The sequence below is a fragment of the Deltaproteobacteria bacterium genome, from assembly GCA_020845775.1.
In the GTDB taxonomy this organism is placed as follows: domain Bacteria; phylum Bdellovibrionota_C; class UBA2361; order SZUA-149; family JADLFC01; genus JADLFC01.
Window position 1 is genome coordinate 1 of sequence record JADLFC010000046.1, and the last position, 17,373, is coordinate 17,373.

Consider the following 17,373-nt stretch of genomic DNA (forward strand, 5'->3'; position numbering starts at 1 on the left):
CTGGAAATTGAGGACACTGAATATTTGTTCGCACCTCATTTCATGAGTTCTGGTTCGCATTTTACCGCGCCGCCGTAAGTTACCCACGACCGCCTCCGACGGGCGGCAAAACACCAACGAAAACTCACGACATAGGGAAGCTATAAATATTAAGCCTCCCTAACTTGCAACTCTAAACGCCCTACACCAATCCCAAAATCCCAAATCGGGGGGCGTGTAGTTACAAAAATTCTAAATTTAGACTCAGGCAAGCCAACGCGCACGGTAAAAAAAGTGGCATCTTGCTCCTAACTTTACCTTTCATCGGCCCTCAAATGCTAAGTAGATGTCTAAATTTAGAATTGCTGACCTCTTGGTATAAACACTTCCTAATACCGGAAAATTTTGTTACAGCTGTTTTATTAGGAGACAGGTAATATGGAACAAAATTCAAATTATACTTGGGAGCAAGTTCGCGCTGCATATCCACACAAGTTTGTTGTTTTTCAAGCGATTAAATCACATTCAACGAACAATAAGAGAGTGGTAGACGCTATTAATGTGATTAATTCCTTTGATGATGGCGAAAAGGCGATGAGGGAGTATCTGAGGCTTCATCGGGAAGATCGTAAAAAAGAACTCTATGTCGTTCATACAGATAAACAACAGTTAGATATTACAGAGAAGAAATGGTTGGGAATACGAATGGCATAGTCTCGTTAAGATTGGTTCATAATCTTCCCTTCGTGTCTGTAGAAATATCGGCAAATAGCCGTTCGATTATACTTCACAACGTACTTCTAGATACAGGTTCAGCAACCAGTGTATTTTCAGCAGATAAGATGGTTGAGCTTGGATTGTTTTGTGCTGCTGATGATAATCTTTATGTAATCTCTGGAATCGGTGGAGAAGATTACGTATTTTCAAAGACAGTAGATTCAATCTCAATCGGACATCTAAGAGTAACTTCCTATGAAATTGAGATCGGTGCATTGGATTATGGTTTTCAGTTTGATGCAATCATTGGAATGAATTTTCTTAGAGTAACCAATGCAAAGATTGATTGTGAAAATTTAGTGCTTACTTAAAACCGGCTTGATCAAAACTAAACAAGTGGCGCTATGGTTTGACCCCATTGTCGAAGAAATTCGAGCTATCATGACATTGAGTTCCAGTTTGCTATTGCCAAACATTGCTCTATCTCACTCCACCCCAAACAAAAAGTAATCCGGCAAGGCCCAGATTTTGTCGCCTAGTTGTTGGATTTCATGTCCGGGATAGATGATGTAGGCGGCGGGGGTTTGTTCGTCGTAGGCCTCCAGCCAAGATTTGATACCGCTTAGATCCTTTCGCGCAATTTTTTTCTTATATTTAATCTCGATGGGAATCATTTTCTGATTTTGCATGAGGATGAGGTCGACCTCGGATTGGCTTTGGGTGTGGAAGGTCGTAATTTGGAGATATTGCGACTCGTAGTGGCTTGCTTTTTCAATCTCGGAATAAATCCAGCTTTCGTAGATAGGTCCAAGGAGTCTTCTGTCTTGTAGGGTAGACAAGCTAAATGAAACGCCAGTGCTTGCAAGAACGAGCGCGGGGTCGAGCATGTGAAGTTTAGGGGATTTTACGAGCTGTTTAATTCTACTAGGGAAAAACTGCGGTACCTCTTCACATAGCATCATGGCTGTTAGGTAGTGAATGTAATTTTTTACCGTAACTGAGCTAATATCACACGTCGTTGCGATATCGCTGTAATTTAAGAGTTGCGCGGTACGCAAGGCGAGTTGATAAAAGGTGCGCTCAAACGAGCGTTGTTTAGCAATTTGAAATAAATCGACTGCCAGCGGTAAAACATAGGTAGCAAAATATTGGTGAAACCATTCAGTGGTAAATTGAAGATTATTTCGTGCGCGCACTTCGGGAAAGCCGCCCATAAGCAAGAATTGCTCTCGCTCGCGATCTATTTCTGCCATCCCGCGCATGCGTTTTAAGTTGACTAGTTCATTAGGAGTCCACAGACTTGCCAGTCGCGAATTTGACCTGTCATGTAGCTCTGGCCAAGAAAGTGTAAAAAGTTTCAACAAAACCACTCGCCCAGCCAAAGATTCTCTTATCTGGCGCAGTAAGAGATAGTTTCCAGAACTAGCTAAGATGATTTGCGTGGGAACGGGATCTTCGCGATCGACGGTAATTTTTACAGCGCTAAATATTTCAGGACATTTGATAGCCTCGTCAATTACAAATGGCTTGCCTGCCTTGCGGTTAAGCGTTAACCAGCCAAGGGCGTCTCTATTTGCCTCTTCGCGCACTAGGGGATCGTCGAAACTCCAATATGTTCCACCAGTTTCCTGCGCGAAGTTGCGCAGAAAAAATGTCTTTCCCACCTGCCTTGCCCCAGTAAGGGATAGGCAGCGAAAAGTATGCAATAACTCCTTAAATTTATTACTTATGGCACGTTGAAACATGTCATTATCATAGCAAGAGCACTTTAAAAAATCAAGCAGATTGTTAAAGTGCCCTTATCTTCGCCAATATAGCCAGCCAGACAGAAGTGCATTTCCTGCCATTAAGCTTTCACGAGTAAAGCGATTTCCTTTAATAGAGTTAGGTGGTGTAATGCGACTTAAGGCCTAGAACATGGCGTCGTGGTAGCAGGATTCGCAGTAGATTTTACTTCTGCAGTTTTGGTCATAGACTGTTTCGATTGCAGTTCCACACTTATCGCATGGCCTAGAAATCAAAGGATTAATGTTAAAGAAGCTCGCGCGATGCTGCAATCTAACCATTGGAGCCACTCTAGGTAGTGCGAGGTTATGTTTTCTATGAAACTCGAGTTCCTGCTTAACTACGCGATAGAGTTTGCCACTGGTGCTACACTTAAGGGTCTCACTTAGTATGCTGTCTCTTGTGTCCCCAATGTGATCGGGTAGCTCAGCACTGGCTTGTCTTTCCTCCATTTCCTCAACTTTCCACCTAAAACCGCGAGCGATGGCGGCTTCTGCCAAGAGCGGAAAGTATTCTTGTGCCTCGCTCTGATTGTAATAATAGGGAGAAAAACTGGGCGGAAAGAAGCGACCATATTCGCCGGCTGTTTTCATCTGGTTCTTAATGCGCGCAACCATGTCGAAATAATCGTTCTTGGAGTATTGCTTATTCAAGATACAGTAAGCATTCTTTTTAAGTCCAGCGCAGCCAAAACAATTATTGGCATTGTGGCACACAAAGGAGCAGTATTCTAAGTCGTGCACTCCACACCAGCAATCCACGCAAAACTTTAAGTTATAAGCACTATCGCCGCAGCTTACCGAGTTATAAACGAGCTCTGAGCCATTGCCGTATACAGCATAAAAAAAGGAAGTCCTAGCGTTGTCTACTAGAATTGAGTGCTCTAGATCTTGCGAATCGCTCGTAAAATGGCAGGACAAGCAGTTCTTAGTATTGTTTAAATAGTTTCCGCTAGAATTTTCGTTGTTCTTGCCAAAGTAATACTTAAAAAAGCTCGATTCGCTGAGCTTCTCAAATTCACGTTGTTCCTCTATTAGTGTGCGGTAGCTACCGAGATCTATTTTGGCAATCTGTTTAAAGTAATCATCTTTGGTGAGCTGTTGATTGTAAAGACAATACTGCTTGTGATGCAAATTGGTGCAGCCATGGCAATCCTGGCAACCGATGCAGTTAAGTAAAAACGCCGAGTCTCGACAATTGGCGCAATGATTTGAGAATTTAAGATTGTAGCAATTTCGAATATCTTCACATTCGTAAATTAACTCTGAGTCGAATGTGTAAATAGAGTTAAGAACATCACGGGATCTCCACAAAGCTTTAGAGAACATGCAATTTTCATTAGTACCAGAGGCAAAGAGGAGATAGCAATTTTTCGCGTTAGTTATTCCATGTGTATAGTTGCTGTTCTCCATGGTGGAGCGCTTTACTGCCAGATTAGGCAGCGGCACTTGGCGGAGCAGCTCGTAATACTGCTCAAAAAAAGGGCGATTAAAATCGTAGCTGCGACCATAGCTAAGCGCGTCCCATTTATCCGATTCCCAGATGTCAACGTCGTAAACATTGAAGCCGCTTTCCGGAGGGATGCCGGACAGCATTGGAGCTTTAGTGTAGTTGCAGGTAGAATGATACAAGTGTATGCGATTGCGAAAAGTGAACAAGTCTCGCAATCGTTCTGTTGGGCAGGTATCGGGTAGCGGGATGTCGTGCTGGCGACAATAATTCTCTTCGGCCTCTGTGATATTAAAGTTGCTGCCAGTGACTATACATTTTCGGTTTCGCAAGAGAGCCTCCCTAAATTACGAGCTAATAGTCTAGGAGTGTATGTAAGATAAACCCTTTCTATATAAGGCCTTTCAATGATTGCGAATTTTTTCTTAAAAGACAAGTTTACAGCATGAAGCTATTAATTGTGACAAGTGCCTTTCCTTTCAACTATTGCTTTTCCGAGCAAAAAGGGGTAAAACCACGTTTCTCGTGAGGAAATGTTAGGCAGCTTTCGTTGTTGCCGTTCTTAGTCGTAGTAGTTGTAGTCGTAGTTAGAAGAATGGGCAAATCGGGAGTCAATCTTGCATCGAGTGAATCGCCAGTGGTGTTTAGCGATTCTTTGTTGATGTCGCAGTTGCTGCTTTCAAAATTATCGCATCTAATTCGCACGCCGCTTTGCGTGGCAAAAAGCGCCATAGATGATTTAAGCGCAAATTTTGAATTGTCTCGCGATGATATTGACTATGCGTCGAAGTCAATGCGGCAAATAGTTGATATTCTAGACAGCGTGCGCCTTTTTGCGCATTGTGCCAATTCTTTTAGTAGCCATGTGATTGATCTTGCAGGCTTATTCGAAGAGTTTTCGCAGAGCTTCGCAAAAAGTGGTTATCAAATCTCATTTGGTGAGCTCACGGTTAGCAGTATTAATTTTGATGAGCCCATTTTTCGCAGAGTTATTCATTTTCTGTTCCAATACATTCATGCTGGCTTCGCTCAGGTGTCAGGGGGTTATAATAAAGAGCTAGTGATTTCGGCTAGTTCTGTAAAAGGCGGACACGATAACTGCAATTTGTCTTTTAAGGCTACTAATTTGGGCCGCGGGAGAAAAATGCAAAAATGCGATTTTCGCGAGCTAGCGCAGAATGATCAAAGAGTTGAGTCTATTGGTTTATTTTACGTAGGCGAGGTGGCTCGCGGCGTAAATGGATACACTCAGGCATTTGTGACTAATAACGATCTTATTTTGGTAGTCCAGTTGTAATAGGGTAGCAATAGGTCGGATAAGATAATGGCACGAGTAGTATGTGTCGACATGAATGCCGAAAAGCGGCAAGAACTCAAGGCTTTGCTGGAAGATGCGCACAGAGAATCTCGCCAATCTACTGGATACCTGGAGCCGTCTCAATATGTAAGTTGCTCTAAGGAACAGGTAATCGTCAGTTCGCCACCAGACGTAATAGTGATTGGGCCCGGCTTTTCGGTAGAAGATGCTCACATTACATGTAAGGACATAAACGGCATTCATCCAAAAGTTCCCATCGCCGTAATTCTCGATCCTGCTAATTATTCCTTGCGTTCCATTCGGAGACTAGAAAAGCACGCGCGCTTAATACTTTTAAGCGATGACAAGCCGATGCGCATCGTTCATGAGTTGGGTTCGCTCCATCACGCGAAGTCCACAGATCCGCAAGGTAAGCTAATTACTTGTATCGGAGTTAAAGGCGGAGTCGGCACGACCTCTGTTGTCGGTGGATTGGCGCATGCTGCCGAAGCTGTAGGCATGTCGGCGGTAGTCGTCGATCTTTCGCCACAAAGCGTCTTTCCATTTTATATGGGAACAACTACCTGGCAGTCGCCAGAATACCGGTCGCTACTTATGGACCGCATACAGCCGGACAAAACCATCGTGCGAAAGATGGTGACGACTGCTCCCAATGGAATAAACTTGTTGTTGCCACCGAGCGGTGGCTTGGATGTGCGAGAACAGTGGCTTCGCAATGAGGAGTGTTTTGAAATCAGCTTGTCGATAATGGATTATCTTCGAGAGGATTTCGATCTCGTTCTGGTCGATATAGGTTGCGTCGAAGGCGTGTTGACTTTTGCCTTAAATAGTAACGCATCTGCCAGGCTGGTCGTGTCGTCAAACGATCCCGCATCTGTTCACTTATTGCGAAATGCGCTTGTTTCCCTTAGCGAGATACCCGGCAGTGCCGGCAGTAGTGTAATACTAAATGAGATAAACCAGTACGGTATCGACACAAAAGATATTCGATATTTTCTCGACGAGCAGGATGAGCTGCTAGGAACTAATACCCAGTGCTATGCGCTGGCCCTAGATCCAAGGGCTGGCGCTTGGATTGGCACGAAGAACAGCTTCTATACAGAGGCCCGATCTGCTACGCGCGCAGTTCTCGAGCAAGTTGTTGTTGGCTTGAGCGGACAGGTGCACAATCCAGTGTTAAGCGACAAGACGCGCCCATCGTCCTTATTGGGGTTGCTCTCTCGCCTGGTTAGGAGAGAGCCAGAGGAGAAGAGCCAGATCCCAAGAGTGGCCTTGCCGCCGCTAGAGATGCGATCCGATGAGGGCTTGGGGCAGCCGTTTCATAAAGCCGAGGTTCGTTCAGTTGGCAGTATGGAAGAGCCGTTTAGGCTGTTTGAGAGTGCTAAGGTCATTAACGAATGAAAAAAACTAAGATTGAGGAGGAAGTATGAAAAATATCGTGGAACACGGAGTTCGAGAAGATGCTGGAGCTTCTAAGTTAGCTGAGGTTCGCGGCAATTTATCCCTAGAACATATTCTCTTTATAGTGGCGGTCGCAGGATTGGCCGGTGCGGTTGCGACGTTCTACACGGATATCGGAGCTTGGTTTGGTGGCATCACCTTGCCCGAACCCCCAAGTTTCTAGCAGTTTGGGCGCGTTGCTTGGTGTTAAGTATGGCGGTCAAGAAGAAAAAAATGCCTCGAAGGTTCAGAAGAGCTACGGGGTTTCATGTCTATTTGGCGATTGGAAGCTTTTTGCTAATAGGTGCAACGGCAATTAAACTCGTTTGGGACGGAAGTGCTCGCAAGTCAACAGAGATTGAGTCGCCCAGATACGTTGCGAATGGATTTGATTTTGTGGAGCTGCCAGTTCCGTTATCCGAGGTGGAGCGCGGCGCTCCGCTAGGAAGCGTTGAATACGCAACTGTCTCCTGGTCTAGGGCTAACTCGCCAGATAGTTACGTGCAAAACATTGAGCAATTTAAAAATGCTCGCGCCATAATGACGCTTGCCAGTAGAGTGCCAATTCCCCTGTCCTCAGTGACGACTGGGGATATGGACACAAATGCGCTCATTGAAAAAATTCCCGAGGGCATGAGGGCAATTACGGTAGCTGTGAACGAGGAGACTGCTGTAGAAGGTTGGGCGCAATCTGGAACCTATGTCGATGTAATTTCACTCTCTGCGGATTCTAAAGATGGAAAACTAGCGGCTCGCGTAATAGCCGAGAATGTAAAGATTCTCTCGGCCGGCAGATCGCTAGTTCCTAGCGCAGTGGGAGATACGGCGCCACGAGCCCCTACCACCGTCACCATTCTGTGCAATCAAAAGGATGCTCTTAAGATAAAGATGGCTGCGAAAGTTGGGAGCATAACTTTCTCCCTTCGCGGCGTAGTAGATAGCGAGCCTACTCGCGTAGTTACGTTGAATGAAAACACTCTGCACGGTGGTTTGGAACATAACGCCTCGCCATCCTCTCGCTACGTGGGAGAAGCGAAGGGGCCAGATGGTTCGGTGTATTATTTGCGAAAAGGGGACTACAAGTGGGTGAAGCGCGGCGCGGCAGTTGAGGCTGTAGATTCTCCGGAGGCTTCACAACCATGACTTACCGCTCCGGGGCTTATGTGTCAGCAGAGGAAATTCGCCAGCTGTACTTTGGCGCTAGTCATTTGGCAAAAAAGACTGACGGCGGGACATCGGCTCTGCTTGCTCGAGAGGTCGTAGACCTTACGAGTTCAGCTCGTTTCGTCGTGTCGGAGGCGCGCCGCATACTTAGCGAGGAGAGAGCTAGGGGGGCAATCGAGCAACATGTTGACGAGGAGACACTCCTAGAACTTGTCCGTAGAATAGAAAGTCAGCACGGAGAGGATTTGGGGGAGCGAGAGGCACGAGCTGTCGTTCAGGCTTTGCAAGTAATGCGGCTCGACTACGACGTGTTGACGCCGCTGATCGAAAATCCCGAAGTTAGTGATGTAATCGTTAAAAATTGGAAAGACATAAGTGTTCAGGTTAGGGGAAGAAAAAATCTTCAGACGGATCTTCGATTTCACGATGAGTCTGCTTATAAGGCATTTGTGCAAAATCTGCTAAAGCGCGTCGGCAAGGCATGCACCGTGAAGCAATCCATTGTAGATGCTGCGATTGAGTCCGATATTCGCGTTTGCGTTACACACGAGTCGTTTTCTCCGCCGGGATCTGGCCCCATGCTGACGATTAGAATTGCGCGACACAAGGATGTGAGCATTGAGAAGCTTGCTACCTATCAATTAGCCCCTCGCGAAATACTTGATTATCTAGCCATGACGATCTCAACCCTTGGCAATACTGCGCTAATTGCCGGCGAGGTCGGAACTGGGAAGACAACGCTAGCGCGGGCCTTGGCATCGGTCATGCCAGAGCAGGAGGCCATATTGGTCATAGAAGATACTCATGAGATCGTCCTAAATAGGCCCTTTGTCCGAACGTTGCTTACTAGGGAGGACAATATCGAGGGAGTTGGGCGCATTACTCCCTCGCGCGCAATACGCACAGGAATGCGCATGGCTATGAATCGGGTGGTGTTAGGCGAAATGAGAGATGGCGAGACGGCAGAGGCATTTATCGATGTGTGCTCGTCTGGGCATGCTGGATTGTCTACTATTCATGCACGAAGCGCCCGAGATGCGCTCGGTAGGCTGGAGCTGTTACTGTCGCGAGTGAGGTCAGGGGTTGGGGCTGAAAATATCAGGCGCGAGATAGCCAATGCAGTTGGGATCGTAGTCCACCTGGCGGTGGATAAGACCGGTAGACATCGCATAATGGAGGTTCTCGAGTTGGGTTCGGCGGCGGATGGGTTGCTGCAAGTTCAGCCAATGTTTGCGTTCGTTGGAACCGAGAGAGGGTCAAAATGGAAAAGGCTAAGTGGTGTCTCGCGTTGGGATAGGTTGCTACGGAACGCCGGTGTAAACATGCCCGCGGTAAATTGCGAGTTTGGTTTTGGTAAGGACGCGGCGGAGGGCAGTGATGAGTAGGAGGTGGTTTTGATGCTAGCGGGTTTTGCAAAACGCGGTGGTGCTCGAAGGAGGTTGGAGTCTCTTTTTGTAGCCGATGAGCGCGCAGTGCATGTCGACTCTTTGTTTAAATTGCCCCGATCGGAGCGCAATTCGGAGTCGAGTAGTCTTCTCCTGCTAATTGAACAAGCGAGGGTTCCGTTGTCTCGAGCAATGCTATTGCTGCTTTGCGCCATCAGCGGCACCGCCTTGTTTGCCTTGTCATCGATGCTGTTAATTAGGCCGGTAGCAATTGGCTTCTTTGTGGTGGGCTTTATCGCACCTCTTATGTGGCTACGAAGGCGAGCGCGAGAGCGAGCAGTGATGTTTTTAGAGGATTACCCGAGCGTTTTGCTTGCCACCTCCTCGAGTGTCAGGGCTGGGTTAACTCCAGTAAACGCACTAGAGCGAGCCGTTGAGCTATTACCGGAAAGCAGTTTGTGTCGTCAGGAGACGAAAAAATTGGTAGCTGATCTTAATGCCAATGTGCCCCTTAGTGTTGCGTTGATGCATTATGGCAGAAGTGTTTGCCTTCCAGAGCTAGAGCTGTTTCGTATGGCATTTCTCATGGTAATGGATAGTGGGGGAAGATTTGCGCCTGCGCTTAAGAGACTGGCGCAGGTGTCTAGCGATACTTCGGTTCTTATGCAGGAGGCGCAAGTGGCGACAGCTTCCATGCGCATGACCGGTAATCTTCTCTTGCTGTTGTTGCCGGTGCTTTTGTCGATACTTAACTCTCAAAACGACAATTACTGGAATCTGCTATTAAACCATCCGGTCGGAGAGGCTGCCTCGTCGGTGGGGATAGTCGTGATTGTTGTTGGACAGTTGGTTCTGCGCATTATGAGTGATTTTAAGCCATGATTTACCAACTGCTTGCGCTGGGTATTGTCGGTCTGTTGCTTGCTCTGTGGTGGTTGCGAGGGCACCATAATAATCGCAGTGTCGAGCGAGTAGAATCACTGCTTGCAGGCGAAGATATGTTGTTGGCGCAAGCTGAGTTGGAGAGAGAGGTGGATTCTCGTGGCGGTGCGCGCATTGCATATCTGCAATCGAGCTTGGGAAAGGCTGGCGGAATTTCTAGCATGGAGCGGCGCAAGTTAGTGTTTTGGTTGTCGTCGATGCCTATTTTGTCGCTCTGTTTCGGAGCTGTTTGTGCAGGATTAGCGGGTGGAATTATTGGCGCTTATATTGGAGTGATGCTGTCGCTTTTTTACTACCGACATAGAGTAAGGGATTTTACGAGGGAGCTTTGCTATCGCCTGCCGATGGTGCTGGAGTCTTTTATTTTGTTAGTGGAGTCTGGACTAGAGATTCTTCCGGCCCTGGAGCGGCTGGTGTCGTTAGATTCTAATAGTCGCGGTAGGAATCCGGTGATAAAAATACTGAACTTGGTCTATCAGTTGACCTCTCATGGACTGCCTTTTAATCAAGCCTCGAAGTTAGTAGCTAATGCTTGCAATCAAAAAGTTCTTCGCCATGTCTTGTTGCACTTAGATATAAGTGGCTCGGAGGGAGGGGAGATAATAAAATCTTTGCAGAGCCTTAGCGACTACGCTCATGCCGAGTGGAAGCAGTCGGTAAGTGTTCGAATAAAGAGGTTGGAAAACAAAGTAGTGTTTCCCATCTTTGCTTCTGTTTTGGGGCTGTTGGTATTGGCGGCGGCGGGTCCTTTTGCGTCGATTGCCGATTTTAAGGGAGAGATGGAGAAAAGAAGGGCCGATGTATCGTCGGCCAAATCGCTAATAAATGTTAACAGGTCTTTGGGGGGAAGGTAGAGGATGTTATTGGATGCGTTTTATCGAATGCGCTATCAGCTAAAGACCCCGGTATCCGTTGTGGATGCTCTTAGTAGAATTGCGCCTCCTAGTATAGTGAGGAGGGTAGCTAAGTCTACGCCAGCGGGTCAGTTAATCGAAAGAGTTTCTGATCTGAGTGGAGATGAGAGCGATCGGGTCTTGGGTAAGGTGGGTGCATTGCTGGGCTATTCTGTGCTTGCCAGGCCGAGTTGCCCAACTCAGCAGGCAATTGACCTTAGTGGCTACTCAGCAAATCAGTTGCGGTGTTTAGGTCTGTTGCCGCAGATCGATAAGAGTAGCTACAAACTAGTGTTTTCGGATCCGTCCGCAATCGATCGTGCCACATACGAAAGCCAGGGAATACCGCTGCTGTTGTCAACGGATATGGCTATTCAGGCCGCGTGGAAGGAGTATGACGGCTTAAAATTATCATCTCAGATGCGGGTATCCGAGGAGACGCTAAAAGCGGTATTTGTGGAAATACTGTCTCATGCACATCGCGAAGGGGCGAAAGAAGTGTTTGTTGGCGCACCTACTAGATCGAATTACGAGTTTATCGGTAGGGCAGGGAAGCATCGAGGCTCGATACATTTAAGTATCTACTTATCGCTTTGCGAGTTGGTGCAGCCCAGTCAACCCCTGGTATGGGCGTTGGATGATGAAAACATAGAGAGCATAGTCGCTGGAGTAGCGCAGGATGTAATTTGTCTGCGCTGGAATGTTCGCGCTTTATCCATGCTTGGAACATGAGGGTAAAGAAGCTATGAACTTTTCCTTAGCCTCAGCAATTAGATTAGATGTCGCAGTGTTATCGCTAGCCCTTATGGGTAGTTGTCTCTATTGCGTAGTTTTGCAGTTTCGCTTGCATAGAAGGAGGCTCGAAGGATGCCGCTTGGTAGAAAGTGTTAAGCAATTGTTGCAGCCTCGTCCAGCCAGCGTGGATGCAGTGTTTGCTGAGCGAGATATGCAGCGATTGTGGAATTTTTTTAAGCTCACCCGGCTAAATGCTAATGTCCAAACAAATGTTACTAGTCAGACCTATAATGAAGCCATTCATTTAACAGAAGAATTGGCAAAGGTGTCTCATGAGAAGAATCTAACCTCGCAAAAGCTCGTGGAAGTGCTAAGTAACGTTGGCCCCGAAATAAAGGCGGTTGCAGTTGTGCTGAAGAATGCGCGCTCTAATGCTCTGGAGATAGAGTCTGTTTTTGGCGTTCCAGCTAGAAGAGTGGAGGAAGCGCTTTTAGTTCTATTCGATGCTCGCTTTGATCCTGTGTGCTCATCATCAGAACGCGCCTGGGGTTATGTGAATCCCAATAGAGGCGATCTGGAAGATTTCTCTGCCTTTGATATAGGCATGTCGTTGCTGGTGCCTCTAGAGGGAGTAGTTGGTCTTATGGGGGGAGTGTGGTTGGGTTTTAGAAAAGGTAGTGGAACACTAACTCCGGAGCGTAAGACTTTTGTTAAAGCCGTTGCGCAGCATGCCGCTGCATCTTTTTATGCCGCGCAGGCGGCTTTAGAGAAGACTACGGCGACTAAGCGCGAGCGCGACATTATTCTTGGTATGTCGCATGACTTGCGCACGCCAGGGAACACGGCTTTATATTGCGTGACTTCTTTGTTAGATGGAGCACGTGGTCCATTATCCGATGCTCAATTGGCAGACCTAAGGGTCATTGAGCGCGCTTTGTATAGTCAGTTTAGTATTTTTGAAGACCTCTTTGATTTTGCCAAATATCAAAACGGAATGTTGCGGCCGCAGCCTGCTTGTTTTCTGCTTTCAAAAATTCTCGTATCTGTTGTAAGCGATTTTAGGAGAGCTTTTGAGCTAAGGAATATAGAGTTTTTGTGTGACAAGATTCCGGAGGAGTGTGTTCGCGTAGATAAGAGGCATTTTCAGAGAATTCTTTTGAATCTCCTTTCCAATGCAGAAAAATACACTGATGCCGGTTCTGTTAAGGTTCAGTTTAGCCTTAGGCCGGATTTCGTCGAGATTCACATTTGCGACACTGGGATCGGCATTCCATCAGCGGTTAAAAAGCAGGACTTGTTTCAACAGTTTCAGCGGTTTGAAAACGCTAGAGGTAAGCAAGGAGTGGGCGTAGGCCTAGCTATTACAAAGGCGCTAGCTTGTGCCAATGAGGGATTTTTGGATTACCGGCCAAATTTTCCTAGGGGGTCGATTTTTACTGTTGGCTTGCGACGGGGGGCCTTTAGCGAGGTCGTCGATAGTTCTAGTTCGGTTGGTGCTGTCGTCGAGAAGCGCATTGCGCTGCCGACAATAGTTATTGCTGATGACGACGAGGGGATAAGAAATACCTTTGCGCGTTACGCAGCGGGAGTGGCGAAGAATGTCGTGCGGGTATCTAATTTAGCAGATCTGCGAGAGCTCATTTCTCGAGATGGCATCGATTTGATGATTTCAGATGTGGAGTTTTCTGACGGCAGCGTCATTGAAATGCTTGAAGAGGGGATTGTTAAGTGCAAGGTGATACTAGTTTCGGGCATCACCGATTTAGTGGAGCGCTACCCGCATTTAGTTAGTCTTGGAGTGATGGCGCTCGAAAAACCCCTTTCCAGAGAAGTGCTATTAGATGCAATTGCGCGAGTTCGTGATGGAGGGATGTAGTAGTGTGGGCGTGAACTATAGGTGCGTAGGAAATGTCGTGGTTTTTATCAGAGGACTGAGATTCACGTTGGTGAGTTCGATTATCGTGCTTTCCGCCATGCTTATAGTTGACGCTGTCGCAGAGGAAAACGTCATTTCAGTAATGGACGTCACATTCCCTTGCGAAAATTGCTATGTCTTTCCGAATGGTGAGTGCGAAATTGAAGTGGACGGCGAAGTGCGAATTCTTTCCACTGGCGAGGCTTTTAATAAGCTAATTAGCTACGCGAAGGACGATATTGAATATGCCAATGCTCTATCTGTTCTCGAGCTTCGCAATGTTATTTTTTCGGAGAATCTGTCGCCGGAGCAAGTTTACGATGTGCTATTTGTCTTGGCACGTACCGCTCATGGTTCTGAGGTTATTGCTAGTAATGGGCGCGAGCTTATCTCGCGGTATCACGAGATAGTTTATCAAGCGGTATCGAATGGAGTTTTTGGCGAAGCGGTTTTGCTTAAGTTATGGGAGCAAGTGTCTTTAGGAAAAAGGGATTTCGGGCGCCTCCGCACGTTGTTAGCTTATAAAGTTCCATCGGTAGGAGTTAATGCGCTATTGTCAACTATTAGCGCAGATAGTTTTGAGGCGGCGTTTAATGCGTTGATTGAGATCTATTCAGTTCTTAACGAGGTAGACGCTAAGGAGGCAGAGGTGATTTATCCGGCGGTAAAAGCTTCGCTTCTTTGTAGGATGTCGTCTAGTGGTGATGTATCCCAGATCTGCTCAAAGCAGATGTTAGCCGAATTGCCTAGTGCAGTTTCTAGGGTTTTGTTGAGAACGCATGCGGTATCGCTGCTTTTCGCTATCGATGATCTAAGCGATCCGAATGAAATTTTAAGTCGCATTAATGCTACTGATTATCGGCAGTTCCGCAATTCACGTGCTCATGGCGCTCTGTTGAGACTTATAGAATTTGCCGAGAAGGATGCTGAGTTTGCTAAGATCTTTTTGAGCGAAAAGTATTCTGACATGAGGAAGGTTTTTTCGCAAAGCGATGCTGAAATTAGAAATCGCCTTGACGGCTTGGTTAAGGGTGTGAGTCACGGGGGTGCGACTTCGTGGTGGAGATCGGCATTCTCGACTTGGATGGGGGTGGTAGTTCTTGCCATAATTATCGTCGCAGTTGTTGGCTTTTTGTTTGTCGTCTTTTTGCGCAAGCGGCAAGCAAACTTCTCGAGCCGACAAAAATTTCACCTAGAAGCCCTTTACAGTAGCGAATTGGGCAATCTCTTAAGCGAGTTTAGTCTGCCAATTAACGCAAGTGCGGCGGCATTAAAATCAGCTTACCGCCTAAGAATTATGGATCTGCACCCAGATACCGGAAATGGCGATGTCGTTGAACTAAACAATCTTAAGAGAAAGTTTGAACGTGCTTTTTACCTACTTAACGGCCGTTAGAAAGAAAAGCACCTCGTCTTTAGCTCTAACCTTTAGCGAACTAATTCGCGGCCTTGCGGCATTGTATAGCTACTCTTCGGTTCTTATTGCGCCCTTCCGAGGTGGAATTGTCTCCCAGCGGGAATTTGCTTCCAGCTCCTTCGGTCGAAGCTGATTTTTGCAGCCCATGTTGTGAAAGGACTTTTAGAACGTTATCAGCCCTTAGTTTGCTAAGAATCGCGTTTGATTGATCTTCGCCGGTAGTGTCGCTATGTCCAACAATAACTATCCTGCCAGGGCATTCGTTCAGCCTAGAAACTAATTCTGCAATTAGGCTACTATTGACGTTTAGTGCTTGAACTTCAGCGGGTTTGTATTGATTTGGGTATATAACTTCCTTGCCAACCGTGAATTGTTGCTGCGCCGAAGTCGTCTTGGTAGTCTTGCTGTCTAGCGGCAGTGTGTCAGTAGGTTGGGTTGGTTCTGTAGATGGAATTTGTGGAGCCGGAGTATCTACTGCTACTGATGTATTAGTGGCGACTGTCTCAGGGGATGGTGAAGGAATGTTATTTTGCAGTTCTGCCGTTTGTGAAGTTGTTGCTGAATCTGGAATATTTTCTTGCTGTGGAATGGCTTCTGGAGACTGTCCTGATTGCTCTGGCTTGATGTCAGTTACGGCCGTCGGTTGTGCAGTATCGCCTGTGAGCTTTTCATCTCTATCCTGGTTAACGGCGGCAACTATTGTGTTTTCAACTGCGCTCTCTTCAGTTGCCAAATCTTCTTCTTGTTCTTCTTCTGCCACTTGCGGCTCGTTTCCAGTGAATATTGCCATCATTATTAGAATGATAATTGCCGGCACGAATAAGATTTGAAACAATTGCGCTATTGCTGCGCGTCGCTTGCTGATTATCTCTTCTTCTTCATTTTCTATAGTCATGGCTAATTACCTCCCCCTGTCACGAGTTTGTTGAGGGATATTAAAGGAGAGTTAACTGGCTCTCCCACAGCTGTCACTAAAGCGTCTCGACCAATTATAACATAGATTGCATTGTCTGCGGATTGGCTCACCCACTGCCGTGGCGCACCTAGATCGAGTAAATCGCCGATTTCGGCAACCGTGCCCTCTGATAATTGTGCTACCGCAGCCGCCGTTTGTCCATCAATTTCTCCATGTTCTTCGACAACTGTTCCCGAAAAATCGGCACATACTAGACCATTCAATTTATCGCCAATGCTTAATAAGTTTGCAAGTTGCCCCATTGTCGTGCGTCCTTTGTCTGTTTGTGTAATCTCTCTATCGTGATTTTGAGAGGTTTTTTCCTCTCGATTTTGAAAACCTCTAGGAAATTCAATTAAAGTAGCGCCGTGTGATTCGCTACTAGTCTTAACATGAGCGGCTGGAGGTTGTGGTGCTTTTTCACTCAAACGCTCTAGCTTTTGCTGTCGCCCGATATCGTGTCTGGAAGAAGCTGAGGCCGAAATGAAAACATTAGCGATATCAGGAGATTCGCTAGGATGCGAAAAACCAGAACTCCAATCGCCCTGTTCATCTAGTTTTCCCATAGCTCTAAGTATGGCTTCGTTTAAAGGTAAGAAAGTCATAGCTTCAGGAGGCGGTATAAAAACCCTATGCTCCTGACACCAGGTATTTTGCAGTGGAATTAGCTCAATTAGTGCGTCTAGTCCAACTTTGCTGAGCGTTTCAGCATGAACTAACATGTTGTTTTCTATGTAGATACTTCCGTGCCACCCTTTGGAAGAGACCACAACAAGCATCATTAACCCCTCGTTTTTTACTGATGCCCATAGTACTTTTAGAAGCGAAGTTGCATGATATTTGTAAGCTTTGCCGCTAATAATAGAAAGTAGTTCCTTCTCGTGTTTCATGCTGGAGTCCATGCTGCCAACAACTAAGATGGCTCCTTGGCGCCTAAAATTTTCTAGCTCGTTTGAATTCGGTTCTTTGTTAACGGCAATAACTAATGGCGGACTCCAAACGGCAGGAAGAGGGAATGATGGAGAGAGGCTTTGACCAGCTAAGGAAGGATCTGACACATGTGCCAATACAAATGCAATTCGGTTTTTTGCTACTATATCATTAACTTCTCTCTCGCTCTTAGCCTTTAGAACGCTAAACTTATATCCATGTAAGGAGTAGAATGCCCTAATATTGTTTGCTACAAGTTCGTCATTCCCAAGGTATAGACAGCAGTGAGCGTTTAGCGGCTCTGCGGTCGCGTTTGCTCTCCATAGCTGTTGTTTATTTCTATCCATAA

At 46.5% G+C, this 17,373-nt stretch carries 16 protein-coding genes; 12 read left to right on the forward strand and 4 right to left on the reverse strand.

What is annotated here, in order from left to right; genetic code table 11:
- Positions 1 to 417: 417 nt before the first annotated feature.
- Positions 418 to 693, forward strand: coding sequence for a hypothetical protein (locus IT291_03130; protein ID MCC6220215.1), 276 nt, complete (start codon positions 418 to 420; stop codon positions 691 to 693).
- On the forward strand, positions 669 to 1,067 hold the full coding sequence (locus IT291_03135; GenBank protein MCC6220216.1) for a clan AA aspartic protease: 399 nt from the start codon (positions 669 to 671) through the stop codon (positions 1,065 to 1,067). The genes IT291_03130 and IT291_03135 overlap by 25 nt, the downstream gene beginning before the upstream one ends.
- Before the next feature lie 114 nt (positions 1,068 to 1,181).
- On the opposite strand, the gene IT291_03140 is transcribed toward IT291_03135, so the two are convergent.
- Together IT291_03140 and IT291_03145 are read right to left on the reverse strand one after the other, a co-directional pair.
- On the reverse strand, positions 1,182 to 2,441 hold the full coding sequence (locus IT291_03140; GenBank protein ID MCC6220217.1) for an ATP-binding protein: 1,260 nt from the start codon (positions 2,439 to 2,441) through the stop codon (positions 1,182 to 1,184).
- Positions 2,442 to 2,606: 165 nt separating this feature from the next.
- Complete coding sequence (locus IT291_03145) at positions 2,607 to 4,262, reverse strand: hypothetical protein (GenBank protein MCC6220218.1); 1,656 nt, start codon at positions 4,260 to 4,262, stop codon at positions 2,607 to 2,609.
- A 218-nt stretch (positions 4,263 to 4,480) separates the two neighbouring features.
- On the opposite strand from IT291_03145, the gene IT291_03150 reads away from it, so the two are divergent.
- From IT291_03150 to IT291_03195, 10 genes are read left to right on the forward strand one after another with little or no spacing between them, the layout of a single operon-like run.
- On the forward strand, positions 4,481 to 5,227 hold the full coding sequence (locus tag IT291_03150; GenBank protein MCC6220219.1) for a hypothetical protein: 747 nt from the start codon (positions 4,481 to 4,483) through the stop codon (positions 5,225 to 5,227).
- A gap of 27 nt (positions 5,228 to 5,254) precedes the next feature.
- The gene (locus tag IT291_03155) at positions 5,255 to 6,649 is read left to right on the forward strand and encodes an AAA family ATPase (protein ID MCC6220220.1); all 1,395 of its coding nucleotides are present in this window, start codon (positions 5,255 to 5,257) and stop codon (positions 6,647 to 6,649) included.
- A 25-nt stretch (positions 6,650 to 6,674) separates the two neighbouring features.
- Positions 6,675 to 6,872, forward strand: a complete 198-nt coding sequence (locus tag IT291_03160; protein MCC6220221.1) for a hypothetical protein — start codon at positions 6,675 to 6,677, stop codon at positions 6,870 to 6,872.
- Positions 6,873 to 6,922: 50 nt separating this feature from the next.
- Complete coding sequence (cpaB, locus tag IT291_03165) at positions 6,923 to 7,831, forward strand: Flp pilus assembly protein CpaB (GenBank protein ID MCC6220222.1); 909 nt, start codon at positions 6,923 to 6,925, stop codon at positions 7,829 to 7,831.
- Positions 7,828 to 9,237 carry a CpaF family protein gene (locus tag IT291_03170; GenBank protein ID MCC6220223.1) on the forward strand — a complete coding sequence of 470 codons (1,410 nt, stop codon included), beginning with the start codon at positions 7,828 to 7,830 and terminating at the stop codon, positions 9,235 to 9,237. Before cpaB ends, IT291_03170 begins: the two co-directional genes overlap by 4 nt.
- Positions 9,238 to 9,246: 9 nt before the next feature.
- Positions 9,247 to 10,119 carry a type II secretion system F family protein gene (locus tag IT291_03175; protein ID MCC6220224.1) on the forward strand — a complete coding sequence of 291 codons (873 nt, stop codon included), beginning with the start codon at positions 9,247 to 9,249 and terminating at the stop codon, positions 10,117 to 10,119.
- Positions 10,116 to 11,033 carry a type II secretion system F family protein gene (locus IT291_03180; protein MCC6220225.1) on the forward strand — a complete coding sequence of 306 codons (918 nt, stop codon included), beginning with the start codon at positions 10,116 to 10,118 and terminating at the stop codon, positions 11,031 to 11,033. The genes IT291_03175 and IT291_03180 overlap by 4 nt, the downstream gene beginning before the upstream one ends.
- Before the next feature lie 3 nt (positions 11,034 to 11,036).
- Positions 11,037 to 11,804 carry a hypothetical protein gene (locus tag IT291_03185; protein MCC6220226.1) on the forward strand — a complete coding sequence of 256 codons (768 nt, stop codon included), beginning with the start codon at positions 11,037 to 11,039 and terminating at the stop codon, positions 11,802 to 11,804.
- Between the two features lie 13 nt (positions 11,805 to 11,817).
- Entirely contained in the window at positions 11,818 to 13,683 is a 1,866-nt protein-coding gene (locus IT291_03190; protein ID MCC6220227.1) for a hypothetical protein, read from the forward strand.
- On the forward strand, positions 13,649 to 15,118 hold the full coding sequence (locus IT291_03195; GenBank protein MCC6220228.1) for a hypothetical protein: 1,470 nt from the start codon (positions 13,649 to 13,651) through the stop codon (positions 15,116 to 15,118). Before IT291_03190 ends, IT291_03195 begins: the two co-directional genes overlap by 35 nt.
- A 40-nt stretch (positions 15,119 to 15,158) precedes the next feature.
- On the opposite strand, the gene IT291_03200 is transcribed toward IT291_03195, so the two are convergent.
- Together IT291_03200 and IT291_03205 are read right to left on the reverse strand one after the other, a co-directional pair.
- Positions 15,159 to 16,034 (reverse strand): OmpA family protein, encoded by an 876-nt coding sequence (locus IT291_03200; GenBank protein MCC6220229.1) that lies wholly within the window; start codon positions 16,032 to 16,034, stop codon positions 15,159 to 15,161.
- Positions 16,035 to 16,036: 2 nt separating this feature from the next.
- Positions 16,037 to 17,371 (reverse strand): DUF4388 domain-containing protein, encoded by a 1,335-nt coding sequence (locus IT291_03205; protein ID MCC6220230.1) that lies wholly within the window; start codon positions 17,369 to 17,371, stop codon positions 16,037 to 16,039.
- Positions 17,372 to 17,373 lie beyond the last annotated feature (2 nt).